This window comes from Mesorhizobium sp. BH1-1-5 (assembly GCF_020165615.1).
In the GTDB taxonomy this organism is placed as follows: domain Bacteria; phylum Pseudomonadota; class Alphaproteobacteria; order Rhizobiales; family Rhizobiaceae; genus Mesorhizobium.
Window position 1 is genome coordinate 34,737 of record NZ_JAIUIM010000020.1, and the last position, 25,468, is coordinate 60,204.

Below are 25,468 nucleotides of genomic sequence, written 5' to 3' on the forward strand. Positions count from 1 at the left end.
GTGCTAGGCGCGGGTGGAGCGGAACCGTTCAAGCAGTACCGCGAACAGGATGAAGAGGCCGACGAAGGTGCCCTGCCAGAAGGGGTTCACGCCGGCGAGCAGCAGGGCGTTGCGGATCACTTCGATCAGCACCGAGCCGATGACGGCGCCGAAGGACGTGCCGAAGCCGCCAAGCAGGTTGGCGCCGCCGATGACGGTGGCGGCGATGACCTGCAGCTCCTGGCCCTGGCCGAGCGCGTTGGTAGCGGCGCCCATCCAGCCGACGAGGAAGATGGCGGTCATGCCGGTCATGGCGCCGAGCAGCGCATAGGCCGAAACCTTGACGCGATCGACCGGGATGCCAGAGAGGCGCGCGGCGTTTTCATTGCCGCCGATGGCGCGCACGTAGCGGCCCCATTTGGTCATCGACAGCAGCCACTGCATGACGACGGCCGAGACGATCACCGCCCACAGCACGTTCGGCACGCCGAGGAAGGATCCGCTGCCCAGCGCCAGCAGCGTGTCGCCGGCCCGGCCGAAATCGTAGACCACCTGGTTGTTGGTGACGACCAGCGTCTGCGAGCGCACCAGGCTCATCATGCCGAGCGTGACGATGAAGGGCGGTAGCTTCAGGTACGAGACCAGCGCGCCGTTGACGATGCCGACGAACGCGCCGACGAGAAGCACGAACAGCACGACGACGGCGAAGGGATAGCCGCTGGCGCAGAACAGGCCGAGCAGCACGCCGGTCAGGCCGAGCGTGGAACCGACCGAGATGTCGATGCCGCCGGTCATGATCACCGGCGTCATGCCGATCGCCATCAGCGCCGTGAAGCAGAAGTTCTGCAGGATGTTGGCCATGTTGGCGCCGGTGAGGAAGCGCGGGGCGATCATGCCCACCACGGCGCCGATGATCAGCACCGCGACGACGATCCAGAATTCCTGGCTGCGCAGCAGCTCGCCGAGCTTGCTGCGTTCCGACAGGTTGAAGACCGAATCCAAATTGCTGGCGTCCGGAGACTTGTTCATCTCATCCTCCCCTGTTGCCTCAAGCCGCGGCCTTGGCGCCGACGATCAAGGCGGTGATTTCCTCGGGCGAGCTGGTCGAAGCGAGCTTGTTGGCGACCAGATGGCCGCGCCGCAGCACCATGATGCGCTCGCACACGCCGAACACGTCGGGCATGCGGTGCGAGATCAGGATGACGGCGACGCCGCGCTCCTTGAGGCGCTTGATCAGCGCCAGCACCTCGGCGACCTGGCGCACCGAGATCGCGGCGGTCGGCTCGTCCATCAGCACCAGCTTGGCGTCGGCCAGGCGGGTGCGGGCAATCGCGACCGCCTGGCGCTGGCCGCCCGACATGCGCTTGACCACGTCGCGCGGCCGCGTCTCCGACTGCAGCTCGCGGAACAGCTCGGCGGCGCGCTCGCGCATCTTGCGATGGTCGAGGAATTTGAACGGGCCGACCGAGCGCATGATCTCGCGGCCGAGGAAGACGTTGGCGGCCGCGCTCAGATTGTCGCAGAGCGCCAGGTCCTGGTAGACGATCTCGATGCCGGCGCGGCGGGCATCGGACGGCTGGCTGAACTGCACCTCCTTGCCGTCGAAGATCATCTTGCCGGATGAGGCCGGGAAGTTGCCGGCGATCATCTTGACCAGCGTCGACTTGCCGGCGCCGTTGTCGCCCATCAGGCCGACGATCTCGCCGGGCTCGATCTTGAACGACACCTCCTCGACGGCGTGGATGGCGCCGAACTGGCGCGAGATGTTCTTCAGCTCCAACAGGCTCATGGTAGGGACTCCCGTTCTTGCTTCGCTTTGGATGCAGGCATCGATCGAGCCGCGGCGTAGTCGTCGGCGGCCTTGAGGCCGCCATAGAGGACGGCGCGCCAGCCGAGCCCGGCCCAGCGCAAATCCATCGGGCGGCCCGTCTCGGCGAAGGGCGCCCGCAGCGCCACCAGTTCCTCCAGCTGCCGGCGCGGAAATGCGTCGATCGCGCAGACCCCTCCCCCGAGCACGATCGTGGCCGGGGAAAACAGAGCCACCGCCGTGCCGATAGCGAGCGCCTGATCGCGCACGAAGCGGTCGACGTCCGCGCGAAGCTCGGGGATGCGCCGGGACTGAACAAATATCTCGGTGACGGGAACGCCGTGCCGGGCGGCGATCACTTCCAGGGCGCGGCCGGAGACGTAGGTTTCCAGGCAGTCGGTGCGCAGTCCTTCGAGCGTCCTGCCCTCATTGCCGAAAGGCATATGGCCGATTTCCAGCGCCCAGCCGCCGCCGCGAAAAGCCTCGCCGCCCTGCAGGAAGGCGCCGCCGACGCCGGTGCCGAAGAACAGGCCGAGCACGCTGTCTGCGCCTTTCGCAGCGCCGGCGATCACCTCGCCCGCCAGCACCAATACGGAGTCGCGTTCGATGATGACGGGGAAGCCAAGCAGCGCGCCGAGTTCGCTCGCCAGATGGTGGCCGTTGAGCTCGGGCACATTGCCGGCGAAGAGCACGCGGTCGCCGTCGGTATCGATGAAGCCTGGAACCGTCGAGACCATCAGGTCGGGGGTGAGACCGGCCTCGGCGCAGAACTCCTTGACGAGCTTGGCGAAGCTGCCGACGGGATCGGCGTTGCGCAGCAAGGAGGACGGGAAGAGCCGCTCGCCGGCCTGCGGGACACGATCCACGACCATGCCGCATTTGACCGAGGTGCCGCCGACATCGACGACCAGGATCGAGCGGATCGAGGCGCGTGTCATCGGTCGCCTCCCCTGTCCGAAAGGAAGCCTGCCAGGGCGTCGCGGAACTCGGCGACATAGGCGGCGCGGTCGATCGTCTTCGACGTGATCTCGGCCAGCCGGCTGCCCGGGATGAGGCTTGCCAGCTCGCGCGCATAGGCCAGCGGGTGGACGTAATCCTGGTCGTTGCCGATGACGAGCGCCGGCTGTCGGAACGTCGTGATCTGGGCGCGGCTCACGCCGGGCCAATCGAGCGGAATGCGCAACAGAAGCGCGATGGTGGTGTCGGGCCGCGGGCGCTTGAAGAAACCGATGAGCGAGGCCGCGTTGTCGGGCGAGGCCGCAAGGACCTCGAGGAATTCCGGCGAGGCGCGAAAACGCTCCGCGCCTTCTTCGGCGCCGTATTGTTCGAGATATTGCGCCGCGACATGATAGCCATGCTGGCGCTCGATGGAGGGGCCATCCACCCATGCCGGCCGCGCCAGCACCAGCTTTGCCACGCGTGGGGCGTTGAAGCTTGCCAGCCTCAGCGCGATCGCCGCGCCCAATGAGATGCCGCCGACCGTCGCCTGTTCGACGCCGAGATGGTCGAGCAGCGCCAGGGCATCCTCGGCGAATTGCGCGATCGACAGGCGCGAGGGATCGCCAAGCGCGGAGCCGCCATGCCCCCGGCACATCACCGTGACGCGTTGCAGACCAGTGTCTTGCGGGAATACTTCGAGCGGCTGGTCGAGAGGCGCGCCGAGCCCGTGCTGCCACAGCACCGGCTGCCCCCTGCCCGCGACATCGAAGGTGAGCGCGCAGCCGTCGGCCGTGGTGAAGGTGCCGGCGGTCACGACACATCCTCGAGAAGCGCGCGCAAGGCCGCGCCCGACCCGGCCGCATCCTTGTGCTCGAAGCCGTGCGCGACGACCGCCTGGTCGTAGCCGCACGAGCGCAAGAGCCGCAGGAAACGGTGGAGGTCGACGTCGCCAGCCCCGGTGGCGACCACCGTGCCGGCCCGGTCGATGTCCTTGGCATGCGCCAGGATGATGTGCTCGCCGAGCAGGTCGACGGCCTCTTCCATGACGCGGGCCTGGTCGCTCAGCCTGTCGCCGACGAGATTGGCGGCGTCGAGGATGATGCCGAGGCGCGGATTCCCGACCTCGTCGAGGATCCGACGCGCGAGAATGGCATCGGCGACGACATTGCCGGGCTCGGGCTCGATGCCGAGCCGCACGTCGTGCCTCTCGGCAAGCTCGAGCGCGACGTCGAGCTCGGCGCGCATGTCGGCCCAGGCGGCCGGCGAGGCGTTGTCGGGGTGGGCTGCCCACATGTCGTCGGCGTTGCGCGAGCCGGTGCACAGCGTCACGATCGGCGCGCCGAGCAGCGGCGCGGCGGCGACCACATTGGCGAAGCGTGCACGGGCCGTACGGCGCACCGCAGAATCCGGATGGGCCATGTTGTAGGTGCCGGAAAGGCCGGCAATTGCCAGGCCTCGGCTGCGAGCGGCTTCGGCAAAGGCCGTCAGTTCGTCGGCAGGAACGCTGTCCGGAAGGCTGGCCAGTCCGAGGCATGACAGGTTGAACTGCATGCCCTCATAGCCGTCCTGCCCGATCGCCGAGAGCAGCTCGTTGGCAGGGCCGAGCGGATAGGTCCGGGCAAAGATCGCGGGATACATCAGACCGGTCCCGAGGCGTCCGACAGATCGACGGGCTTGCCGCTGCGGACCGACTGGCCGATCGCCACCATGGCGCGGATTGAGGCGACGCCGTCCTCGATCGAGGCGCCATTCATCGGCACGCCGGTGAGCACGACGTCGGCAAAGCCTTCGAGCTGGCGGCGGTAGAAATGGCCGTCGGCGCCAAGCACCCGCTCCGAGGAGGCGCTGCTCTCGCGAAAAATGTCGACCTCGCTCGACTTGTAGTACCAGGGATTGAAGATCTTGCCGATGGCGCTGCCGTTCTCGCCGTAGAGCTGGAAGCCTTCGTGCCAGTCCATCCGGATCGGCAGCGTCAGATCGAGATGGCCGAGCGCGCCGCTCTCGAACTCGGTGTCGACGAACCAGCAATGGGCACCGAAGCGTTCGAGCAGGCGCGCCTGGACCGACTTGATCGGCCCGGCCAGATAGCGCGCGAGATCGACGAGATGGCTGCCATGCGCCAGCATGAAATAGCGCTGGCGGTCGGCCTTCTGGTCCCCGGCCGGCTTCAAGGCATGGGCGCCGGTCCTTGGCACCGGCTGCACCGCGTCGGTCATGGTGTAGCGATGGGTGGAATCGCAGTACCAGGCCTTCAGTGCCAGCAGAGAGCCCATCTCGCCGGTGGCGAACTCATGCGCGGCCTGGATGCCCGGATCGAAGCGCAGCATATGGCCGATCTGCAGCACCAGGCCGGTGCGCTCGACATGGGTCTTCAGTTCCTCCGCCTCCTCGACCGACATGGCGATCGGCTTTTCGCAGAGAACGTGCTTGCCGGCCGAAAGCGCCTTGATCGCCGCCGGAACGTGGAAGGCATCGGAGATGCCGATGACGATCGCCTCGATCTCCGGATCTGCGAGCATGCGGTCATAATCATCGTAGATGCTGATCGCGTCGTAGAAGGAGCCGAACCGCCGCGCCAGATCGGCATCGGCGTCGCACACGGCCTGCAGGACGACGTTCCTGCCCTTTTGCGCCGATTCCAGATGCGCGAACTGGGATATCGGCCCGCAGCCGAGGATACCGATACGCAGACAACGGGCGTCTTTCTTGACGGACACAGGCTCGCTCCCTGATATTTGTTTTTGTCTTATACAAAAACAAATATCACAAACCGCTGCGCGTCAATATGGTTCATGGGAAATTTCGGCGATTGCTCACCTTATTTTGGTGAATTGGCGCAAACGCTGGGGATTGGCTGAAGCTTCCAATCTTCGTCATTCCCGGGCGGAGCAGCCGCGAAGCGGCGTCGCGGAGACCCTGGAATCCATTCCATGACCTTGATCGAATACGCAGCGGAGCAGAATTCTGCACCGCAGCAGCGCTCACAGGTAACGGAATGGATCCTCGGATCTGCGCGCGTCGCTTCGCTCCTTGCTCTGCCCGTGGATGACGACTCCGCGGGCGTTTCGGCCAATCTCCAGGCATGCCACCTACCAACGCGGACATCGCAGACCGGGTGCTGCGGAACTACAGCGTGTTGGTTTCGAGGTCCGGGAGAGCGAAAAGCGTGTCGCGGATGGTGGCGGCCGCGCCGATCGCGGCGCCATCGGCGCCGAACTGCGCCACCCTGATCTCGGGCATCGCGAAGCCCGCCAGAAGCCGCCGCTTGATGTCGGCCTGGATGCGCCGGCTGAGCTTGGGATAGAGGCCGGCCAGCGGGCCGCCAAGCACGATGCGGCCGGGATCGAGCAGATGAATGGCGTTGACGAGGCCGGCTGAAAGGCCGCTGACCCAGGCGTCGAGCACGGCGTCTACTGCCTTGTCGCCGACATTGGCAAGCAGCATCTGGACGCCGTCGGCCACCGGCTGGCCCTCTTCGAACAGCCGCGTGAAGAGCTTCGCGCCGGCGAGCATCTCGAACGTATCGACGCGCCCGGCGGCGGAAACGATGGTGTGGCCGATTTCGCCGGAGTAGCCGTGCCCGCCCATCACGACGCGGCCGTCATCGATGATGGCGCCGCCGATGCCCTCGGCCAGGAGAACGACCAGCATGCTGCCGGCCTTGGCCGTGGCGGAGGCAGCGAGCTCGGCATTGGCGAAGGCGAAGGCGTCGTTGCAGACCATGACCGACCAGTCGGCCGGCGACCTGGCCGTCAGTTCCGACTGCAGCGGATAGTTGCGCCATTCCAGGAACGGCGCATGCACCACGCTGCCGTCGCGGCCGACCAAGCCTGGCACCGAAATGCCGATGCCTTCCACCTTCTCCTGCAGAGCGGGATTTTCGTTCAGCAGCCTTTCAATCAGGGAGAGCAGCCTTGCCGCTATATGCCCGGCGTCGCGGTAGCGCGGGCCGGTCGGCTCGACAATCCGGCTGACGACGTTCATCTGCAGGTCGAGCAGCACTCCGGTCAAGGAACGCGTGCCGACATCCACCCCGACAAAATACGCGCCCGAAGGGTTGAGCGACACGCCCACGCCCGGACGGCCTTTGCGCGATTCGGGGGACATTTCGGCGCTCTCGACGACCAGGCCGGCATCGAGCAGCACGCGCATGGCGTTGCCGGTCGTCGCTCTCGTCAGGCCCAGTTGCCGGGCCATGTCGGCACGCGAGAGCTGCCGGCCGTTTTGCAGCAGTCTCAGGCAACGCCTGGCGTTGATGTGGCGCAGTAGGCTTGTCGTGTTCAAGGCGACGTCTTCGGTTTGGGACCCGAGCAAATAGCATCCGGCGCCAGCAATCCAAAGAGGTTTCCGTGCCGCCTCAAACCGGCAGGCTTCGTCTCTCCCACCGACAGATGCTGCTCGATGGGCGGATCGATCTTGGTGTCCTTGACGAGACCGGCCAGCACCCTGTCCACCGACAGCCTGCCGGAACCGGCCAGCGCCAGGATGAACATGCCGCCGGCGGTCGCAAGGTCCTTTTCGAAATGCAGCAATTCGTTCTGGCTGGCGAAGTTGGTGTGGAAGAGGCCAGCCGTCATCAGGCAGAACAGGCCGAGGCCGAGCGCGCCGAGCCGCGCCAGGATGCCAAGCGCCACCGACAAGCCCGCGCCAAGCTGCAGCGCGATGGTGGCGAGAAGCAGCGGCGTGCCGACGCCGAGCGCGGCCATCGCCTTCTGAGCCCCTTCGAAATGGGTCGCCAGCTGCAGACCCTCATGCACGAAGATCAGGGACAGCAACAGCCGGCCGGCAAGCAGGACGACGTCCCTGGCGTGAAGTTTCTCGGCAAGTTCGATCGGTGTCATCGTCGGGCTCCAATCTGTGGAAACAGGCATCTTGGAAATGAGCGGGGGCGCCACGCGTCCGCATGGGTGCGCGCCCGCGCGCTCGAGGTTGAAAGGTCGGAGCCGGCGCGAGGGAGAGGAACGCCGGCTCCGGTTTTCGGGCGCTACCGCCGTGGCGCCCAAAAGTCGGTACCCATGGGGGGCAAGGTCAGTGCCAAGCCCCCTCTCCGGCCGCTTCGCGACCACCTCTCCCCACTTTGGGGGGCGAGGAAACAGGCGGTGTTATTTCGTCACCTTGGTGTCGATGGCCTGCTTGAGGTCGGAAAGCTCCTCGCAGCCAGCCGGGCAGAGCTTCTGCAGCGAGGCGAGCTGTTCGTTGGCCTTGGCCATGTCGCCGGTCTCGACATAGAGCTCGCCCAGATATTCATGCGCGGCCTTGTGGTCCGGCTGAAGCTCCAGCGCCTTGGTGTAGTAGGTCAGCGAGGTCTGGTAGTCGCCGGTCTTGCGCAGCGTGAAGCCAAGCAGGTTGTAGACGTCGGCCTGCTGGGTGTCCTGCGCCAGGTCGCGCAAGTCTGCCAGCGCGCCCTTGTAGTCCTTGGCCTCGATCTTGGCCTTCACCGCCGTCAGGTCCGGCGCGTCGGCGCCTTCGGTGTCGTCCACCGCATAGGCCGGGACGGCGATGGCGATGGGGGCCGCGGTCAGCACGGCGATGGCGCCGAGCACCGCGAAAAGTGCGTGTTTCATGGGAGTTGTCGCTTTCTGCTCAGGATCCGATTTGAGATCAGATCTGCATTGGGGTGAAGGCGTAGGCGTTGCCGTCCTTGACGAAGCTGCCTGTGCCGGGGAACGGGAAGTGCGAGCCGCAGATGCGGACATTGTCGGCGATCACCTGGTCGATAATCCGGTGGCGCGTGGCGATCGCCATCGGCCCGTCCTGGTCGTAGCTACCCTGCCATTCGGGATGCGGGGCGAGCAGTGCCGGCACATACATGGTGTCGGCCGAGACGAGGAACTGCTCGGAGCCGGCATCGACATGGTAGACGGAATGGCCAGGCGTGTGGCCGGGCGCCGCCATGAGGCGGATGCCGGGCACCACTTCCGCACCGTCGTCGACCAGCTTCCAGTTCTTCCACTTCGGGAAGTTCTCGGCGATGCGCTTGCCCGCTGGCTTGCGGCCCTCGGGCAGCTTGGCGAGGCGGCTCGGATCGGTCCACCAATTATACTCGGTGGCGTTGACGACAAGCTCGGCATTCGGGAACACCGGATTGTTGGTGCCCTTCTCCATCAGGCCCCAGACATGGTCCGGATGGAAATGCGAGATCATGATGGTGTCGATCGCCTTGTAGTCGATGCCGGCGGCCTTCATGTTGGCAGGCAGATGTGTGGCGTTGGCCTGCCACTGGCCGACGCCGGAGCCGGCGTCCATCATGATGGTGCGGCCGTTCATCTGGAGCACCACGACGGTGAGCGGGATCGGCATGAACTCGGTGGTCTGCCCGGCCTTGGCGAGCGCGGCCTTGGTGTCGTCGACCGACACGTCCTTGATGAAGGCCGGGTCGTGGGGCTTGCGCCAGATGCCGTCATAGACGGCGGTGACCTCGAGCGCGCCGACCTTGTATTTGTAGAAGCCGACCAGCGGTTCGACCGGGGTTTCGGCGTGAGCCGCGGGGGCGAATTCCAGCTTCCCGGCAATGCCGAAGGCGGCAGCGGCGGCGGCGGATCCGAGCATCATGCGGCGTGTCATGTTGAACATCAGTAATCTCCTCTTGTGGCTTCAAATTTGCTTCAGGTTCCAGGCGGTAGTCCAATGGCTTGCCGCATGTCGTTGTCCCAAAACCGCTGCGCACTTTTGGGCGACGTGCAGGGAATGGCGGAGGGCCCGGTGCGACCCTCCGCCGGCTGCGGAAACCGGAGCCGGCCGGTCCGACTGAAGACCGGCCGGCGCCGGGGAGATCGGGTCGTCTGGTCGTTGAGCCCGGGCGAGGCGTGCCTTCCTCGCACAGGATCAGGACCTTCGGTCCCGCCGGCTCAGCGACCCCAAATGCCCTGGCCAGGCTCTTCCGCAGCGATCCTGGCCGCCGGCTTCATGTCGTGGCGGTCCATGTCCGGCTTCGCGATGGAAGCGGTGGTGGTGGTGTCGATGGCGACGGCCTGCTCGCCGCCATTCGTCCAGGGGAAGCGATCGCTGCCGGCAAAGGCGCTGCCGGTGGCAACGAGGATGGCGAGAGCGGCGAAGACGGTTCTGTTCATATGCGTAGTCCTCCGGGTTGGTTGATGCGTGCCTTGGGAGGATGGCCTCGCTACACAGCAAGACCCGGAAGGCCCGGGCTTTATTCCCGGGGCGCGGAAGAATTTTTTGGGGATGCGTTAAATCGGGGCTGAGGCCGCCTGGCGCCGGCCGTCATCGAACTGTCACACCCAACCGGGTGGCGCATGCTAGAAACTGCATGGCCGCCCCCGCGACCCCGACCGCATCAAGAGCCGGCGACGCCGCCATGAACATCGCCCTGCCCGCCGAAGGCACAGACCTGTCGCCCTACCTGCCGGACGAGCACGGGCTGTTCTTCATCTACTATTTCAAGGAAGACGGTTCCCCCACCAAGGACCCCGCCGAGGCGCACTGGACCTGGCGCAGCTACCAGATCACCGACATGCGCGCCCGCAAGGAGATCGGCGCCGAGCTGGCCTTGCCGATGCCGGTGCGCGATGCCTTCCTGTCGCCCAGCCATGGCTGCCAGATCGATTTCGAGGACGACTTCCTCTATGGCGACCTGCCCGACCTCAGGCACGACTTCGCCGAGGCGCGCGGGCTCACGCATTTCCGCTTCGCCTTCAACGACAGGATGCTGATCGGCGCCCGCAAGCAGCCGCTGGAATCGGTCGACAAGATCCGCAAGCTGGTGGAGGGCGGCACGCGAAAATTCCGCACGCCGTCCGAGCTGATCGAGGCGGTGATGGGCCAGTCGCTCGACGGCATGGCGGCCGAGCTCGACAAGATGGGCGACACGCTCGACGGCATTGAGGATCGCATCGTGTGCGATGCATGGCACAATGAGCGCCAGGCGCTGGTCGACGCGCGCCGGCAGCTGGTGCTGATCCACCGGCAGATGGCGACGCTCACCAACCTCTTCCGCCACCTCGACCATTCGCATCGCAACGAGCTGCCCGACCCGATCAACGACATGGCTACGCGACTTTCGCACCGGGCGCACACGCTGCATCACGACGGCGAGCAGTTGCAGGCGCGCACGCGGCTGTTGCAGGACGAGCTGATGGCGAAGCTGACCGAGCAGTCGAACCAACTGCTCTACATCCTCTCCGTCATGACAGCGGTGCTGCTGCCGATGACCATCATCTCCGGCCTGTTCGGCATGAATGTCGGCGGGTTGCCGCTGGTCGACACGCCGCACGGCTTCTGGGTGGTGACGGCGATTTCGGTCGTCATCGCCGGCATTGTTTATAAGATCGTGCGGCGGCTGGGGCGCGTCTGAAGCAATCGGACTACGCGGTGGCCCGCAGATCCTCGACGACGGTGCCGGCGGCCTGGACTTCGGCTTCGTGGCCGGGTTCGCGCCACGTCTCGGCAAGCCCGGCCGCGTACCACTCACGCATGGCCGGCAGGTCGAGCAGCCGCCGCGGATAGGCACTCGCTTCGCCTTCGAAAGTCAGGCCATAGGATTGCGCCCTGAATGCGATGGGTGCGAAGAAGGCATCGACGGCGCCAAAACGGTCGCCGGCCAGGAACGGCCCGCCGAAACGCGCAAGGCCATCGTTCCACAAGTCTCCCATGCGGAAGATGTCATGCCTCAGCGCGCCGGACATCGGCAATGGCTCGACCCGCACGCCACAGCTCATCGGGCAGAGATTGCGCAGCGCGGTGAAGCTCGAATGCATCTCGGCGGCGGCAGAGCGCGCCCAGGCGCGCGCCTTGGCCTGCGACGGCCAAACGTCCGGATGGCGTTCGGCAAGGTATTCGGTAATCGAGAACGAATCCCAAACCGCCCAGCCGTCATCGACAAGGCAGGGCACGCGGCCATTGGGCGAGAACGACCGGTAGAGGTCGAAACTCGGTCCGGCCGGGAACGGCGTCAGCCGCTCCTCGAAGGGAATGTCGAGGGCGCGCATCAGCAGCCATGGCCGCAGCGACCAAGACGAATAGTTCTTGTTGCCGATATGCAGAACGTACATCGGACGTCCTCTTGCCTATCTTGCCGCAGGGGCCGTCCGAACCTCGCGCCCCCTGAACATCGACCAGCTGTAGACGGCGAGCGCGGCCCAGATCAGCGCGAAGGCAATCGCTTGCGTCGTGCCGAACGGCTCATCGAAGATCAGCACGGCGATCAGGAACACCATGGTCGGCGCGATATATTGCATGATGCCGATGGTGGACAGGCGCAGCAGCCTGGCGCCGAAGGCAAAGAGCAGCAGCGGCACCGCGGTGACCGGGCCGCAGCCGATCAGCAATGCGGTGTCGGCACCGGTGCTGGAAATGAGATGATCCTGGCCGGTGGCGATCAGGTAGACGATGTAGCAAAGCGCCGGCACCGACAGCAGCAGCACTTCGAGCAGGAAACCCTGGCTCGGGCCGATCGGCAGCGTCTTGCGGAAGAAGCCGTAGGCGGCGAACGAGAAGGCAAGCGCCAGAGACACCCAGGGAAGCTTGCCGGCCTCGACGGTGAGCACCGCCACCGCGACCGCCGCCAGCGCCACCGCGACGATCTGCAGCCGGTCGAGCCGCTCGCCGAGCAGCACCGCCCCGACGACGATGACGACGAGCGGGTTGATGTAGTAGCCGAGCGCCGTCTCGACGGTGCGGTCCACGGCGATCGCCCAGACATAGATGCCCCAGTTGACCGAGATCAGCATCGCCGTCAGCGCGGCCATGGCTAGGCTTTTGGGCGAGCGGATCGCCGCCTTGAAGTCGGCTGTGCGGCCGGCCCAGATGAGCACCGCCGCGGCGATCGGCACCGACCAGACGACGCGGTTGGCGATCACCTCGGCAAGCGGCAGATGCGCCACCGCCTTCATGTAGAAAGGCAAGAGCCCCCAGAGGAAATAGGCCCCAAGCGCCAAAAGGAACCCGCGGCGACCCTTGGCATCCTCATCGAGATCGGCTGTAGCGGTGACCATGGCTCAACGCTATGGCCCAGCGGACCGTCCAAGACCATCACAAAATTATGATGGATCAACCGACTTTTCGTGATGGTTCAAGGCTTGCGCGCGGTCTCCTCGCCCACGCAGTGGGGAGAGGTGGCCCGTCGGAGAGGGTCAGCGCGGCGGCTGACAATTTGCCGCCAAGGACAAAGCTGGTTTGTGACCGGCCTCGCGCTCTCTCTTGAATCGGCTCTGACTTCGCGTAGGTCGCCCCCCGCTCCGTCTCGGCTTCGCCGGGCCACCTCTCCCCCGCTTTGCGGGGGCGAGGAAAGGCGCCTTAGCTCACTCCGCCGCCACCAATCCCGCCATCTCGCGGTTCTTCATCAGCTTGTAGACGATCGAATCCATCAGCGCCTGGAAGGAGGCGTCGATGATGTTTTCCGACACGCCGACCGTCCACCAGCGGGCGCCGGTGGAATCATGCGATTCGACCAGGACGCGGGTGATGGCCTCGGTGCCGCCGTTGAGGATACGCACCTTGAAGTCGGCGAGCTCGAGGTCGACGATCTCACCCTGGTATTTGCCGAGGTCCTTGCGCAGCGCGATGTCGAGCGCGTTGACCGGGCCGTGGCCCTCGGCCACCGACATCTTCTCCTCGCCGTCGACCAGCACTTTCACGATCGCTTCCGAGACCGTCTTCAATTGCCCGTTGGCATCGAAGCGACGCTCGACCATGCAGCGGAAGGAGGTGACGTTGAAGAACTCCGGCAGGCCGTGCAGCATTTTTCGCGCGAGCAGCTCGAAGGAAGCGTCGGCGCCTTCATAGGCATAGCCTTCGGCCTCGCGTTCCTTGACCACCGCGATCAGCGCGTCGAGCCGGTGATCGTCCTTCGGCACGTCGATGCCGCGCCGTTTCAGCTCGGCGAGGAAATTGGCCTTGCCGCCCTGGTCGGAGACCATGACGCGACGGCGGTTGCCCACCGCTTCCGGCGGAACATGCTCATAGGTCGCCGGCTCCTTGGCCAAGGCGGAGGCATGGATGCCAGCCTTGGTGGCGAAGGCGGAGGAGCCGACATAGGGCGCCTGCGCCTCGGGCGCGCGGTTGAGCAATTCGTCGAAGGCACGGGAGAGCCTGGATATTCCGGTCAGCGCCTCGGCCGAAATGCCGATTTCGAAGCGATCGGCGAAGGCAGGCTTCAGCGAAAGCGTCGGGATGATGGAGATGAGATTGGCGTTGCCGCAGCGCTCGCCGATGCCGTTCAGCGTGCCCTGGATCTGGCGCACGCCGGCCTCGACCGCGGCAAGAGAATTCGCCACCGCCTGCCCGGTGTCGTCATGGGCATGGATGCCCAGATGATCGCCGGGAATGCCGCCGGCAATGACCTTGCCGACGATTTCGCGCACTTCCGAAGGCTGCGTGCCGCCATTGGTGTCGCACAGCACCACCCAGCGCGCGCCGGCTTCATAGGCGGCTTTCGCGCAAGCCAGCGCATAGTCCGGATTGGCCTTGAAGCCGTCGAAGAAATGCTCACAGTCGACCATCGCTTCCTTGGCCGAAGCGACCGCCGTCTCGACCGAGGTCTTGATCGATTCCAGATTCTCCTCGTTGGTGCAGCCGAGCGCGACGCGCACATGATAGTCCCAGCTCTTGGCGACGAAGCAGATGGCGTCGGACTTCGACTGCACGAGCGCCGCCAGCCCCGGATCGTTGGAAGCCGAGACCCCCGCCCGCTTGGTCATGCCGAAGGCGACGAACTTCGCGCTTTGCGTCCGCTTCTTCTGGAAGAAGGCGGTGTCGGTCGGATTGGCGCCCGGATAGCCGCCCTCGACATAGTCGATGCCGAACGCGTCGAGCAGCTTGGCGATGGCAATCTTGTCCTCGACGGAAAAGTCGATGCCCGGCGTCTGCTGGCCATCGCGCAGCGTCGTGTCGAAGAGATAGAGGCGTTGCTTTGTCATGGCTGTAGCTCGAAAGGCCGCGATCACCGTGGAGCGCGGACGTGCATCACTATTTCCCAGCGAACTTATCCGTCGCCCGGATCAGCCGATCCAAAATCCCAGGCTCGGAATAGGCATGGCCCGCGCCCTCGACGAGGCGGAAATCCGCCTTCGGCCAGGCCTTATGCAACGCCCAGGCATATTTTGCCGGGCACGGCATGTCGTAGCGGCCGTGGACGATGGTGCCGGGGATGTCCTTCAGCTTCCAAGCGTCGCGCAGCAGCTGCCCCTCCTCCAGCCAACCGGCATGGACGAAATAGTGGTTCTCGATGCGGGCAAAGGCGACCGCGTAGTCGTCCTCGCCGAACTTGTCGCTGGTCTCGGGCTCGGGCAGCAGCGTGATCGTCTCGCCTTCCCACAGGCTCCAGGCAAGTGCTGCCTCAACCTGGGCCTTGTGGTCAGAGCCGACCAGCCGCTTGCGGTAGGCGGCCATCATGTCGCCGCGCTCGGCCTCGGGGATCGGCGCCAGGAAGCGTTCCCACTTGTCCGGGAACATCTCGGAGACGCCGAACTGATAGTACCACTCGAGCTCGGCGCGGGTGAGCGTGTAGATGCCGCGCACGACCAACTCGCTGACGCGATCGGGATGCATCTCGGCATAGGCGAGCGCCAGCGTCGAGCCCCAGGAGCCGCCGAAGACAAGCCATTTGTCGAAGCCCGCCATCTCGCGCAGGCGCTCGATATCGGCGACGAGGTGCCAGGTGGTGTTGGCCTCGAGCGAGGCGTTGGGCGTCGACTTGCCGCAGCCGCGCTGGTCGAACAGGATGACGTCGTAGAGTTTCGGGTCGAACAGGCGCCGATGCTTCGGCGAGATGGTGCCGCCCGGGCCGCCATGCAGGAACACGGCGGGCTTGGCGCCCCTGGTGCCGCAGCGCTCCCAATAGATGGTGTGGCCGTCGCCGACATCGAGCATGCCGGAATCGAACGGTTCGATCTCGGGATAGAGCGAACGCAAGGAACTGTTGTGGATTGTCATAGTTTCAAACCCTGCTGCGGCCAGTTGGCCGTCTCGTGGTCGGGATGCTGGAAGGAGATGATCTGCTCCTGCCGTCGATAGAAATCGGGATCGTCGAGGGTCGGCGCCTCGAAGATCTTCTCCACCCAGGGCAGCCGAACCGCGTAGTTGACCTGGATTTGCGGCGCCAGATCCGAGCGGTCGTCGAAGGCGCCGATGGCGATCTCCAGCGCGCCCGGCTGGCGATAGGTCAGCGGTGTGCCGCAGCGGGCGCAGAAGCCGCGGTCGATGTTGACCGAGGACTGGAAATAGCTCGGCTCCTCATGGGTCCACTCGACGCCGTCCTTCGGCACCGTCACCAGCGCGCCGAAGAAATTGCCGAACTGTTTCTGGCACATGCGGCAATGGCAGATGGACGGGCGTCCGAGCTTGCCCTTGATACGAAAGCGCACGGCGCCGCACTGGCAGCCGCCGGTTCGAACTTGATCGGTCATGGTCTTTCCTCCGGCGGCCATTGGTCGGTGTCATGATCGGGATGCTGGTAGGAGACGAGCTCGGCGAGGTAAGGCGCCGACGAGACGTCGCCCATCGTCTCCTCTGACGGCAGTTTTGCGATGCCGTCGACATAGGAAAGCTTTGCCTCGACGCCCCACTGGATGGTCGGTGCGATGCCGGTCGGATCATCGAAAGTGGCGATCGCCAGTGCCACACCGTCGGGCGCCTCGAAGGTCAGCGGCGTGCCGCATTCGGCGCAGAAGCCGCGCCAAGCGGCATTGGACGAGCGGAAGCGTTTCGGCTCACCGCGCGTCCAGTCGAGCGTGGCGCCACGCACAGAGACCAGCGGCAGGTAGAAATTGCCGCTCGCCTTCTGGCACATGCGGCAATGGCAGACGGATGCGTCGCCAAGCGCGCCCTCGACGCGGAAGCGCACGGCGCCGCACTGGCAGCCGCCGGTGTAGACCGGCCGGTTGTCGAGGCTCATGGCACGCTCCCGATCATGGGCTGCTTTTGGGGCTCACTCCGGATCATGGCAGACCGCTTCGACATTGTTGCCGTCGGGATCGAAGACGAAGGCGCCGTAATAATTGGGGTGGTAGTGCGGCCGCAGGCCCGGCCCGCCATTGTCCTTGCCGCCGGCGGCAAGTGCCGCCACATGGAAGGCGTCGACCTCGGCGCGGCTGCGCGCGGTGAAGGCGACATGCTGGTTGGATCTCGGCTTGTCGGTGCTGTCGCTCAGCCAGAACACCGGCCGGTCGCGGCCATAGCCCCCGACCTTGGCGCCGTCGGTATATTCCTGCGGCACCATGTAGAGCAGCGAAGCGCCGAGCGGCGCCATCGCCTTGTCGTAGAAGGTTTTGGACTTCTCGAAGTCGGATACATTGATGCCGAGATGATCGATCACGGGACGAGCTCCTCCATTGGTGGCGCGGGCGCAGCGGCCAGGCCGGCCACGATGACGATGTGCCGGCAGACATTGTCGATATCGCGGATCACGTCGTCGTTCCAGAAGCGCAGGATGGTCCAGCCTAGTGCTTCGAGCTTCGTGGTTCGCGCGGCGTCGGAAGCTGAGACGTCAGGCGACGAATGCTGAGAGCCATCCAGCTCAACGATCAGCTTCTTGCTGGGGCAGGCAAAATCAACGATGTAGTCAGCTATCGGCATCTGGCGCCTGAACGCCATTCCCATCAGCCTATCAGCACGCACCTCATTCCAAAGCTTCAACCCGGCATCGGTCATCGCCTTGCGCGCATTGCCGCGATTGGCGGGAGATACCCGATGATGGGTCATCGCGAGGCCCCCCTCTCTGCCCTGCCGGGCATCTCCCCCTTGAGGGGGGAGATCAGCAGCTTCGCTGACGGCGTCCAGTCTTCAACGTTGGCGATTGGCGAAAGCCTGTGTGACATCCAATCTCCCCCCTTGAGGGGAAGATGTCCGGCAGGACAGAGAGGGGGGCCTGGCGCCAACCTCTCCGCCATGAGAGCGCCCTCCCTCACCGCTTGATCTCCCAGGTCGTCACGCGCTCGCCGGTGGCTGCATCCTTGCCGTCCTTCAACTGCACGCCCTGAGCCAGAAGCTCGTCGCGGATACGGTCGGCCTCGGCCCAATTCTTGGCAGCGATCAGTTCCAGGCGCTTGGCGATCGCCTTGGCGACCGCCGCCTCGTCCACCTTGGCCGCGCCGACGTCGAAGCCGAGGAAGGCAAGTGCGGCCTTCAGCGAAGCGGCGGCTTTCTCGCCGCCGGCATCACCCGCCTCGCCGGCGAGCTGCGTCAGCCGCTGGAAGGCGGTGTAGGTGGCGAGGTCGTCCGACAGCGCTTCCACCACCTCTTCCGGCAGGTCCTTCGCGGCCGCTGGCGCGAGGTCTGCGGCGCGCTTCCATTTGCGCAGCGTGTTTTCCGCCTCCTCCAGCTTGCGCACGGAAAAGTCGATCGGCTCGCGATAGTGCGTCATCAGCATCGCCAGCCTGAGCACCTCGCCCGGCCAGGTGCGGCCGCCGAAAGTGCTGGTCTCCAGCAGTTCATGGATGGAGAAAAAGTTGCCGAGGCTCTTCGACATCTTCTGGCCTTCGACCTGCAGGAAGCCGTTGTGCATCCACACATTGGCCATGACCTTGGTGCCGTGGGCGCAGCGCGACTGGGCGATCTCGTTCTCGTGGTGCGGGAAGATCAGGTCCAGGCCCCCGCCATGGATGTCGAAGACCTCGCCGAGATAGGCGGCCGACATGGCCGAGCATTCGATGTGCCAGCCGGGCCGGCCCCTGCCCCATGGGCTTTCCCAGCCCGGCTCTTCCGGGCTCGACAATTTCCACAGCACGAAATCGCCGGGATTCTTCTTGTGCGCGTCGACGGCGATGCGCGCGCCCGCCTGCTGCTCGTCGAGATTGCGCTTCGACAATTCGCCATAGTCCGGCATCGAGGCGGTGTCGAACAGCACCTCGCCACCGGCGACATAGGCGTGGCCGCGCTCGATCAGTTGCGAAATCAGCGACAGCATGTCGGCCTTGCCGTCGGCGCGGGGCGCGACGAACTCCGTCGCACGCGGCTCAAAGGTCGGCTGCAGGCAGCCGAGGGCCGCGACATCCTTGTGGTACTGGTCGGCGGTCTTTTCCGTGACCTTGCGGATGGCGTCGTTGAGCGAGAGTTTGCCGTCAGCGATCGCCTCGCCGAAATCGCGAAGCGCCCTGGCATTAATCTTGTCGTCGACATCCGTGATGTTGCGCACATACGTGACGTGGCTCTCGCCGTAGACTTGGCGCAACAGACGGAAAAGCACGTCGAAGACGATCGCCGGACGCGCATTGCCGATATGGGCAAAGTCGTAGACGGTCGGGCCGCAGACATACATGCGCACATTCAACGGATCGATCGGAACGAAATGCTCCTTCGTCCGCGTTAGCGTGTTGTAGAGGCTGAGGCCCTTCGATGCGTCAGACATGCGTGCCCTTCCGATCCGTTACTTCAGTTGAGCATGATCTGGTCCGAAAACCGGTTGGTTTCGGGATCATGCTCTGGTCGGAGCCTTGTCTGCGCCGCAGGCACAAATCGGGCTCCAGCCTGCTGGCCGGGGCGTTTGTCCACTCTAGGGAAAGATGAGGCGAAAACGTCCGGACCAGCGCGAGGCTAGCCAATAATGCAAATGCCACAAATGGCGAAAGACGTTTTCATGGGCGGCTTTATCGCGCCGGCAGGTGTTGCCGTCAAGTCGCTCCACTTAGGAAAGATGTCGCCGGATCACAGGTAAAGACAGGGCGAAACATTTTATTAAACATGTCGGCACAGTGATGAAACATTCGCCGGCTAGACCGCCAGATGTCACGATTTGGTCGGAATCAGCCGCCAAACGCTGGACACGAAACCGTTACCAGGGAAGAGAACCATGGCTCGCAACAAGCAGGAACAGAACCGACAAACGCAGCCCGCACTGGCCAGCCACTACCGTGCGATCGGCCCGGCGGCGATCGTCGCGGCTCTCCTTCACACCGCGAAGAAGAAGAAGCCGGCGCAGAAGATCGTCTCGCCACGCGCTGCCTGAAACGGCACGACCGGCACGGTCCCCGACGATGGGGACCCGGCGATAAGGGCACCGAACGGTGCCCTGGAGATGAAGGCCCCAAAGCAGCCCTCGAGGCAGGCAGCCTTCTTAAATGGCTAGCGCAATTCCGGACGGAAAACCGCTCCACACTTTTCCTGGAATTGCTTTAAAACAAGCTCATCTGGTTTTCGTCCGCGCCAGGCTTCTGGCGCCTGGGCTTTTCGGCCTGCGGCGAAACGATGCCGCGTTCCTGAATCTCCGGCCCGGTGTTGGCGACCTTGTTGACCAGGTCCGAAACCGGGACAGCCTCAAAGAAATCGGGCTCGGCGGGCTTCAGCAGATCGAGCACATCGCGCGGCTCCTGCGTGCGGCAATCGAGCCAGCGGCTGAAGTCGCGTTCCTCGATCACCACCGGCATGCGGTCGTGGATATGGGCGATGCCGGCGTTGGCCTCAATCGTGAGGATCGCGCCGGTGTCCATCTCCGAGCCGCCCGGTTCGGAAAAAGTCTCGATCAGGCCGGCGAAGGCGACCACGCCGCCGCGTCGCGGGCGGATCCAGTAAGGTTGCCCCTTGCCGCTGCCCGACTGCTGCCATTCGTAAAAGCCCGACGCCGGCACCAAAGCCCGGCGGTGGCGCATCGCGGTCTTGAACGAAGCCTTTTGCAGCACGCCTTCGGAGCGCGCGTTGATGAGCAGCGGAAACGCCTTGGTGTCCTCGACCCAGGCCGGAATCAGGCCCCAGCGCACCAGCATCGCCTGGCGGTCCGGCAGATTGGAACCGGGCTCCCGCGGCGGCCCGGCAAGCGCCATCAGCACTGGCTGCGTCGGCGCGATGTTGTAGCGCGCCGGAAACTCCTCCAGCTCGGCAAGGCCGAGAAAAGCGGCGGTCTGGTCCGGCGTGGCGGTCAGGGCAAAGCGTCCGCACATGGATCTGGGCTCTTCGATTGATGTGCAATGAAAGTGGCGATGGAACCGCCACGCCGCAACGGCTAAAGCTGGATTCGCCCAATCGGTCCACAAAAGGCTGCAGAAAGATCGGCACGCATGGAACAGCGCAAGATCATACCGGCCGTTTCCGTCGCCGTCGTTCGTGGCGAGACGGTGCTTCTGGTCAAGCGTGCGCGGGCGCCGTCGCAAGGGCTCTACGCCTATCCCGGCGGCAAGGTCGAGCCGGGCGAAACGCTGGCGCAAGCCGCGGCGCGCGAATTGCTTGAAGAAACCGGACTCGACGCGACAGGCTATCGGCCGCTGCGCGACATCCATATCGACGGCAGTGCCGAAAACCACGCGGTCGACTACCTGCTGACGGTGTTTGGCGCCGCCTATGCAGGCGGTGAACCCGTGGCCAGCGATGACGCCGAGACCGCGGCGTTCTACACGCTGGCGGAAATGGCCGAGATGCCGCTAGCCGGCGACGTGTTCTCTGTCGCCGAGGAGTTGCTCGGCCCCACGCAAGGCGCCACGCGGTGAGCATCCACAATGGCCTTGCAGGCGACAAAATGTTTCGCCACAAAGCCCTGCCCTTTCATCGCAAGGTTTTGATGACCCGCGCCTCCCCTCTTCTCGCCGCGTGCCTCGCTGTCGGTCTCGCCGTAGCGGCATTCCCGGTGCCCGCCGCCGAGGCGCCGTTCGAGCCAGGGCTGATGCGGCTGGCGGAAGTGCTGGGATCGCTGCATTTCCTGCGCAACCTGTGCGGCGAGAAGGGCGACCACTGGCGGGCCGAGATGGAAAAGCTGCTCGAATCGGAAAACCCCGATCCCGACCGGCGCGCCCGTTTCATCGCCTCCTTCAACCGCGGCTACCGCTCTTTCAGCGGCATCTACACGCAATGCACGCCCTCGGCGACCGAGGCCATCGCCCGCTATATGAAGGAAGGCGAGACCTTGTCGCGCGATATCGCTTCCCGCTATGGGAATTGAGGCCGGATCAGCGGCTGCCGCGCGTTTTGCGCAGATTTTTTGCGACAATCGGCGCCAATGTGATGTGCCTTATTGTCTCCTGTCCCGCTCTGGTGCAATCATGTGTTGCACTTGCGCAACAGCGTTAATGAAACGTTAGCGTGCGATTGTGGAATTAACTCAAACTGAAGGTTTTGGTGCCCCAAGCCGGTCTAATCGGCTAAGCTTGAAATCGATTGAGTACAGCCTTGTCCGAAATGTAGATTTCGACCGTAAAAATGTCGTATTTACAAAGACTTAAATGAGGCTGCGGACGAACTGACAGACCAAGCCGGATCCCTCGCCGGATCGACGCTTGCAGAAGGTGGACATCGCAATGGAACATGGTGTCAGCGACATCGACGCTTTGGTCAGGGAAGAAAAGCGGCTGACCGCCGTGGAGAGCCACAGCGAAGCCTGGGCCGAAGGCCTGTCGGCGGGCATCGAACCGGAAATCATCGCCGAGGCAGCGCTGGAGACGGCTTTCGGCGAGATGTTGCGCGCCAATGGCGAGACCTCCGCGCTCGCGCTGCTCGACCGCATGCGGGAAAAGGTGATTGCCGGCGCTTTCGAGCCGGAACGGCTGAAGCACTAGCCACCTGTTTGACAGCGACTTTTTGATCACGAGTTTTTGACGGCGATACGCCATTTGGGCATCATGCCTGTGCGCCTGGATTCTCAGAGCGCCGGCCCGGGGGCCGAACCCGGGAACCATGGAGAGGCAAGCGGTGAGATTTTCGATGTCAGGCCGGCCGCGCGGGCTGGCCCTCAGCATCCTGATCGCCGCTTCCTGCCTGGCGCTGTCCCTGTGTTTCGCCAGCACGCCTTCCTACGCGCTGAGCGAAATCCAGCGCGAGGACCTGCCTTCCCCGGTGACCCCGCCCGCCAATGGCGACAACGCCGCCCCCGGCGCCACGGTGCCGATGCCGGAGGCGCCCGGCTCCAAGCCTTCGGACCAGCCTGCCGACGACACGGACAAGCCGGAGACGCCGCCCGCCAATGGCGGCATCACCAGCCCGCGCGCCGATCCCGATCAACCGCCGCCGGCGGTCGTCTACGACCTCAACACGCTTCCCGAACCAGTCAAGCGCATGCATGGGCTGATCATCGAGGCCTGCAAAAGCGGCGACATCGAGAAGCTGAGATCGCTGATCGGCAAGGGCGATTCCATGACGCAGTTGTCGCTGGGTGACATCGACGGCGACCCGATCACCTTCCTGAAGAGCCTTTCGGGCGACGGCGACGGCCAGGAAATCCTAGCCATCCTGGAAGAGGTGCTTTCGGCGGGCTACGTCCATGTCGACACCGGCACGCCGCAGGAACTCTATGTCTGGCCGTATTTCTTCGCGCTGCCGCTCGACAAGCTCGATCCCAGGCAGCGCGTCGAATTGTTCAAGCTGGTCACCGCAAGCGACTATGACGACATGAAGCAGTTCGGCGCCTACATCTTCTACCGCGTCGGCATCACGCCGACGGGCCAGTGGCTGTTCTTCGTCGCCGGGGATTAAGCCGGAAACCTATCGGTTGTCGGCCTCCGGCCATATCCGAGCCGCTTCGTTTCGAAGGGCCGAGATGGCGTCGGTTCCAATGACAGGATCCATGTGCAAGGCTTCGGCTGCGTCGCGCAATTCGCCTTTATCCCGGAGTTTGCCCACCACCCAGGCGATTTTCCGTTCGATGTCGGGGCCATAGGCGCTTTGCGCCTTGTCGAGGGCCTCAGTCGGGATCTGCCCATACGCCTTGACCAGCATCCCGAGATCGAAGGCATCTCGATACGCGACAGCACGATCCTGGCATCGATCAGCATTCGCCAGCAGCTTCTCGGCAAACATGTCTGCAGGAACGAGCGCCGGTATCCCCAAATCCTCGTCGAAATGACCGCGCAAATCGATGCGGCCTTCCCGGACGACTTCAAAGCGGATCGGCTGTTCTTTGAGACGCACCACGGTTCGCAGGCCATACTGGTCGATCTGGAAATCCCTGATGGCATCGACGGGTTCAGGGAAAAAAGCTCGAACGCCGAGTTCCGAGGCTCGCGTGCGCAGTTCGCGGTAGCCGGTGGCGTCGGCGCAAAGGAAATCCAGATCCAGTGACCGACGATACTCGCTGAGCTTCATGACAATGGCTGTGCCGCCGCCAAACCAGCATTGGGTTGCCGCCAGAAAGTCACGGTCCATCAGCCCGAGGGCTTCGGCAATTACTCTGTGTTCCGGTTTTCCGAACGCCTTCATGATCTTTACCCGCGATATTCCCGTCGAGCGCAGCTGCTGCGCGCATTGAGGACAGAAAGATGGATTATCACGACGTGGTCAGAAGGATACCGTGGCCAAATTTGTCAGCCAACTTCATGATAAGCAGCTTCTCACGTGCCGTAAGGCGCTTTTGATCGACAAAGCGCCAGTTGCGCTCGTAAAGGGCAAAGGCCTCTTTCGCGGGGATCGGGCGCGCGGCATCGCGGTTCCAGGCGAGGGCCTGGAGCTCGGGAAAGTCTGCAGGAATGATCGTCGCAATATTCGCGGTCATAGCATGCTCAAGATAGTGCAGAGCGCTTAACAAATCCAATGTCGCCGGGGATTAAGCCGGCAGCGCCTCGGAAAACTCCACTGCCCTGCCCTGGCCGGGCGTCACGATCTCTCCTTCCCACATGACGCGCGTGCCGCGCACGATGGTGCCGACCGGCCAACCTGTCACTTGCTTGCCGTCATACGGCGTCCAGCCGGCCTTGGAGCCGGCCTGCGCGTTGGTGATGGTCTCGCGCCGCTTCAGGTCGACGATGGTGAAATCGGCATCGTAGCCGGCGGCGATGCGGCCTTTCCTGGCCATGCCGAAGATGCGCTGCGGGCCATGGCTGGAGAGATCGACGAAGCGCTGCAAGGTGAGCCGGCCGGCATTGACGTGGTCGAGCATGATCGGCACCAGCGTCTGCACGCCGGTCATGCCGGACGGCGAGGCCGGATAGGTCTTCGCCTTCTCGGCCAGCGTGTGCGGCGCGTGGTCGGAGCCGAGAACATCGACGATGCCTTGGGAAATGCCGTGCCAGACGCCATCGCGGTGGCGGGCGGCGCGCACCGGCGGGTTCATCTGGATCAGCGTGCCAAGCCTGGCATAGTCGTCAGCGCTCAGCGTCAGGTGATGCGGCGTCGCCTCGCAGGTCGCGACATCCTTGTGCCGTTCGAGGAAGACGATCTCCTCGACCGTCGAGATGTGCAGCACATGGATGCGCGCGCGCGTCTGCCTGGCAATTCGCACCAGGCGCTCCGTGCAGCGCAGCGCCGCGACCTCGTCGCGCCAGACCGGATGGGACGAGGGATCGCCCTCGGCGCGGTCGCCAAGCCGTTCGCGCAGACGAAACTCGTCCTCCGAGTGGAAGGCGGAACGGCGGCGGGTGTTGCGCAGGATCGAAGCGACGCCTTCGTCGTCCTCGACCAGAAGGTCGCCAGTGGACGAGCCCATGAACACTTTTATGCCGGCCGCGCCCGACAGCCGTTCCAGTTCGCCGACATCGCCGGCATTGTCGCGCGTGCCGCCGACCCAGAAGGCGAAGTCGCAATGCATGCGTCCGGTGGCCCGGCGCACCTTGTCGGCAAGTGCTGCCTCGCTGGTGGTCAGCGGATTGGTGTTGGGCATCTCGAAGACGGCGGTGACGCCGCCGAGCACCGCGGCGCGGGAGCCGGTCTCCAAATCTTCCTTGTGCTCCAGCCCCGGCTCGCGGAAATGCACCTGGCTGTCGACAACGCCCGGCAGGATGTGCAGGCCCTTGCAATCGATAGTTTCGCCGGCCGAGGCCTGGCTAAGATCGCCGATGGCCGCGATGCGGCCCTCCTTGACGCCAACGTCGCGAAAACCCTCGCCGTCGTGGTTGACCACCGTGCCGCCTGTCAGGATGAGGTCGAAGGTGGTTGCCATGG

General features: G+C 64.7%; 29 protein-coding genes and 1 pseudogene. 6 read left to right on the forward strand and 24 right to left on the reverse strand.

Translation table 11 applies throughout. The annotated features are described in order from the left end of the window. Positions 1 to 3: 3 nt before the first annotated feature. The 11 genes and pseudogenes from LB572_RS24185 to LB572_RS24235 all read right to left on the reverse strand — a co-directional run bounded on the left by LB572_RS24185 (position 4) and on the right by LB572_RS24235 (position 9,795). A complete protein-coding gene (locus tag LB572_RS24185) occupies positions 4 to 1,008 on the reverse strand; it encodes an ABC transporter permease (protein WP_224669492.1) in 1,005 nt (334 codons plus the stop codon). Between the two features lie 19 nt (positions 1,009 to 1,027). Then, a complete protein-coding gene (locus LB572_RS24190) occupies positions 1,028 to 1,768 on the reverse strand; it encodes an ATP-binding cassette domain-containing protein (protein ID WP_140805586.1) in 741 nt (246 codons plus the stop codon). After that, on the reverse strand, positions 1,765 to 2,724 hold the full coding sequence (locus tag LB572_RS24195; protein WP_224669493.1) for an ROK family protein: 960 nt from the start codon (positions 2,722 to 2,724) through the stop codon (positions 1,765 to 1,767). The genes LB572_RS24190 and LB572_RS24195 overlap by 4 nt, the downstream gene beginning before the upstream one ends. Beyond that, positions 2,721 to 3,539, reverse strand: coding sequence for an alpha/beta fold hydrolase (locus tag LB572_RS24200; RefSeq protein ID WP_224669494.1), 819 nt, complete (start codon positions 3,537 to 3,539; stop codon positions 2,721 to 2,723). Before LB572_RS24200 ends, LB572_RS24195 begins: the two co-directional genes overlap by 4 nt. Then, positions 3,536 to 4,363 (reverse strand): sugar phosphate isomerase/epimerase family protein, encoded by an 828-nt coding sequence (locus tag LB572_RS24205; RefSeq protein WP_224669495.1) that lies wholly within the window; start codon positions 4,361 to 4,363, stop codon positions 3,536 to 3,538. Before LB572_RS24205 ends, LB572_RS24200 begins: the two co-directional genes overlap by 4 nt. Further along, positions 4,363 to 5,442, reverse strand: coding sequence for a Gfo/Idh/MocA family protein (locus tag LB572_RS24210; protein WP_224669496.1), 1,080 nt, complete (start codon positions 5,440 to 5,442; stop codon positions 4,363 to 4,365). Before LB572_RS24210 ends, LB572_RS24205 begins: the two co-directional genes overlap by 1 nt. Before the next feature lie 409 nt (positions 5,443 to 5,851). Next, positions 5,852 to 7,009 (reverse strand): ROK family transcriptional regulator, encoded by a 1,158-nt coding sequence (locus tag LB572_RS24215; protein WP_140805576.1) that lies wholly within the window; start codon positions 7,007 to 7,009, stop codon positions 5,852 to 5,854. A gap of 155 nt (positions 7,010 to 7,164) precedes the next feature. Further along, positions 7,165 to 7,566: pseudogene (locus LB572_RS24220) on the reverse strand (DoxX family protein); the annotation flags it as partial. A 261-nt stretch (positions 7,567 to 7,827) separates the two neighbouring features. Next, a complete protein-coding gene (locus tag LB572_RS24225; RefSeq protein ID WP_224669497.1) occupies positions 7,828 to 8,289 on the reverse strand; it encodes a tetratricopeptide repeat protein in 462 nt (153 codons plus the stop codon). A gap of 37 nt (positions 8,290 to 8,326) precedes the next feature. Continuing rightward, the gene (locus LB572_RS24230; protein ID WP_224669498.1) at positions 8,327 to 9,298 is read right to left on the reverse strand and encodes an MBL fold metallo-hydrolase; all 972 of its coding nucleotides are present in this window, start codon (positions 9,296 to 9,298) and stop codon (positions 8,327 to 8,329) included. Between the two features lie 275 nt (positions 9,299 to 9,573). Then, positions 9,574 to 9,795, reverse strand: a complete 222-nt coding sequence (locus tag LB572_RS24235; RefSeq protein ID WP_224669499.1) for a DUF680 domain-containing protein — start codon at positions 9,793 to 9,795, stop codon at positions 9,574 to 9,576. Positions 9,796 to 10,040: 245 nt separating this feature from the next. Between LB572_RS24235 and LB572_RS24240 the strand changes: the two genes are divergently transcribed. Further along, entirely contained in the window at positions 10,041 to 11,036 is a 996-nt protein-coding gene (locus LB572_RS24240; RefSeq protein WP_224669500.1) for a transporter, read from the forward strand. 10 nt (positions 11,037 to 11,046) lie between these two features. On the opposite strand, the gene LB572_RS24245 is transcribed toward LB572_RS24240, so the two are convergent. The 9 genes from LB572_RS24245 to cysS form a co-directional block, all read right to left on the reverse strand. Beyond that, positions 11,047 to 11,733 (reverse strand): glutathione S-transferase family protein, encoded by a 687-nt coding sequence (locus tag LB572_RS24245; protein ID WP_224669501.1) that lies wholly within the window; start codon positions 11,731 to 11,733, stop codon positions 11,047 to 11,049. Positions 11,734 to 11,748: 15 nt separating this feature from the next. Continuing rightward, the gene (rarD, locus tag LB572_RS24250) at positions 11,749 to 12,675 is read right to left on the reverse strand and encodes an EamA family transporter RarD (RefSeq protein ID WP_140805563.1); all 927 of its coding nucleotides are present in this window, start codon (positions 12,673 to 12,675) and stop codon (positions 11,749 to 11,751) included. A 306-nt stretch (positions 12,676 to 12,981) separates the two neighbouring features. After that, a complete protein-coding gene (cimA, locus tag LB572_RS24255; protein WP_140808898.1) occupies positions 12,982 to 14,598 on the reverse strand; it encodes a citramalate synthase in 1,617 nt (538 codons plus the stop codon). A gap of 49 nt (positions 14,599 to 14,647) precedes the next feature. Further along, positions 14,648 to 15,613 carry a prolyl aminopeptidase gene (pip, locus tag LB572_RS24260; protein WP_224669502.1) on the reverse strand — a complete coding sequence of 322 codons (966 nt, stop codon included), beginning with the start codon at positions 15,611 to 15,613 and terminating at the stop codon, positions 14,648 to 14,650. Continuing rightward, positions 15,610 to 16,086: a GFA family protein gene (locus LB572_RS24265; RefSeq protein ID WP_224669503.1), complete on the reverse strand. Its 477-nt coding sequence runs from the start codon at positions 16,084 to 16,086 to the stop codon at positions 15,610 to 15,612. Before LB572_RS24265 ends, pip begins: the two co-directional genes overlap by 4 nt. Beyond that, the gene (locus tag LB572_RS24270; protein WP_140808903.1) at positions 16,083 to 16,574 is read right to left on the reverse strand and encodes a GFA family protein; all 492 of its coding nucleotides are present in this window, start codon (positions 16,572 to 16,574) and stop codon (positions 16,083 to 16,085) included. Before LB572_RS24270 ends, LB572_RS24265 begins: the two co-directional genes overlap by 4 nt. Positions 16,575 to 16,607: 33 nt before the next feature. Then, on the reverse strand, positions 16,608 to 16,994 hold the full coding sequence (locus LB572_RS24275; RefSeq protein ID WP_224669504.1) for a VOC family protein: 387 nt from the start codon (positions 16,992 to 16,994) through the stop codon (positions 16,608 to 16,610). Further along, positions 16,991 to 17,380, reverse strand: a complete 390-nt coding sequence (locus tag LB572_RS24280; RefSeq protein ID WP_224669505.1) for an endonuclease domain-containing protein — start codon at positions 17,378 to 17,380, stop codon at positions 16,991 to 16,993. The genes LB572_RS24275 and LB572_RS24280 overlap by 4 nt, the downstream gene beginning before the upstream one ends. Positions 17,381 to 17,582: 202 nt before the next feature. Further along, positions 17,583 to 19,025, reverse strand: a complete 1,443-nt coding sequence (cysS, locus tag LB572_RS24285; protein WP_224669506.1) for a cysteine--tRNA ligase — start codon at positions 19,023 to 19,025, stop codon at positions 17,583 to 17,585. 441 nt (positions 19,026 to 19,466) lie between these two features. Between cysS and LB572_RS24290 the strand changes: the two genes are divergently transcribed. After that, on the forward strand, positions 19,467 to 19,622 hold the full coding sequence (locus tag LB572_RS24290; protein WP_112095803.1) for a hypothetical protein: 156 nt from the start codon (positions 19,467 to 19,469) through the stop codon (positions 19,620 to 19,622). Positions 19,623 to 19,788: 166 nt separating this feature from the next. Here the strand turns inward: LB572_RS24290 and LB572_RS24295 are convergent, their stop codons facing one another. Continuing rightward, positions 19,789 to 20,550 carry an SOS response-associated peptidase gene (locus LB572_RS24295; protein ID WP_224669507.1) on the reverse strand — a complete coding sequence of 254 codons (762 nt, stop codon included), beginning with the start codon at positions 20,548 to 20,550 and terminating at the stop codon, positions 19,789 to 19,791. Between the two features lie 117 nt (positions 20,551 to 20,667). Between LB572_RS24295 and LB572_RS24300 the strand changes: the two genes are divergently transcribed. The 4 genes from LB572_RS24300 (at position 20,668) to LB572_RS24315 (ending at position 23,068) form a co-directional block, all read left to right on the forward strand. Then, positions 20,668 to 21,093, forward strand: coding sequence for an NUDIX hydrolase (locus LB572_RS24300; RefSeq protein ID WP_224669508.1), 426 nt, complete (start codon positions 20,668 to 20,670; stop codon positions 21,091 to 21,093). Positions 21,094 to 21,164: 71 nt separating this feature from the next. Continuing rightward, the gene (locus tag LB572_RS24305) at positions 21,165 to 21,542 is read left to right on the forward strand and encodes a TIGR02301 family protein (protein ID WP_224669509.1); all 378 of its coding nucleotides are present in this window, start codon (positions 21,165 to 21,167) and stop codon (positions 21,540 to 21,542) included. A 355-nt stretch (positions 21,543 to 21,897) separates the two neighbouring features. Then, entirely contained in the window at positions 21,898 to 22,155 is a 258-nt protein-coding gene (locus LB572_RS24310) for a hypothetical protein (protein ID WP_040984202.1), read from the forward strand. Positions 22,156 to 22,288: 133 nt separating this feature from the next. Continuing rightward, positions 22,289 to 23,068: an alanine and proline-rich secreted protein Apa gene (locus LB572_RS24315; RefSeq protein WP_224669510.1), complete on the forward strand. Its 780-nt coding sequence runs from the start codon at positions 22,289 to 22,291 to the stop codon at positions 23,066 to 23,068. Between the two features lie 9 nt (positions 23,069 to 23,077). Here LB572_RS24315 and LB572_RS24320 read toward each other — a convergent pair whose 3' ends face one another. From LB572_RS24320 to LB572_RS24330, 3 genes are all read right to left on the reverse strand, one after another. Then, positions 23,078 to 23,791, reverse strand: coding sequence for a nucleotidyl transferase AbiEii/AbiGii toxin family protein (locus LB572_RS24320; protein ID WP_224669511.1), 714 nt, complete (start codon positions 23,789 to 23,791; stop codon positions 23,078 to 23,080). A 67-nt stretch (positions 23,792 to 23,858) separates the two neighbouring features. After that, on the reverse strand, positions 23,859 to 24,083 hold the full coding sequence (locus tag LB572_RS24325; protein WP_140808921.1) for a hypothetical protein: 225 nt from the start codon (positions 24,081 to 24,083) through the stop codon (positions 23,859 to 23,861). 51 nt (positions 24,084 to 24,134) lie between these two features. After that, positions 24,135 to 25,466 (reverse strand): dihydroorotase, encoded by a 1,332-nt coding sequence (locus tag LB572_RS24330; RefSeq protein WP_224669512.1) that lies wholly within the window; start codon positions 25,464 to 25,466, stop codon positions 24,135 to 24,137. Between the last annotated feature and the right edge of the window lie 2 nt (positions 25,467 to 25,468).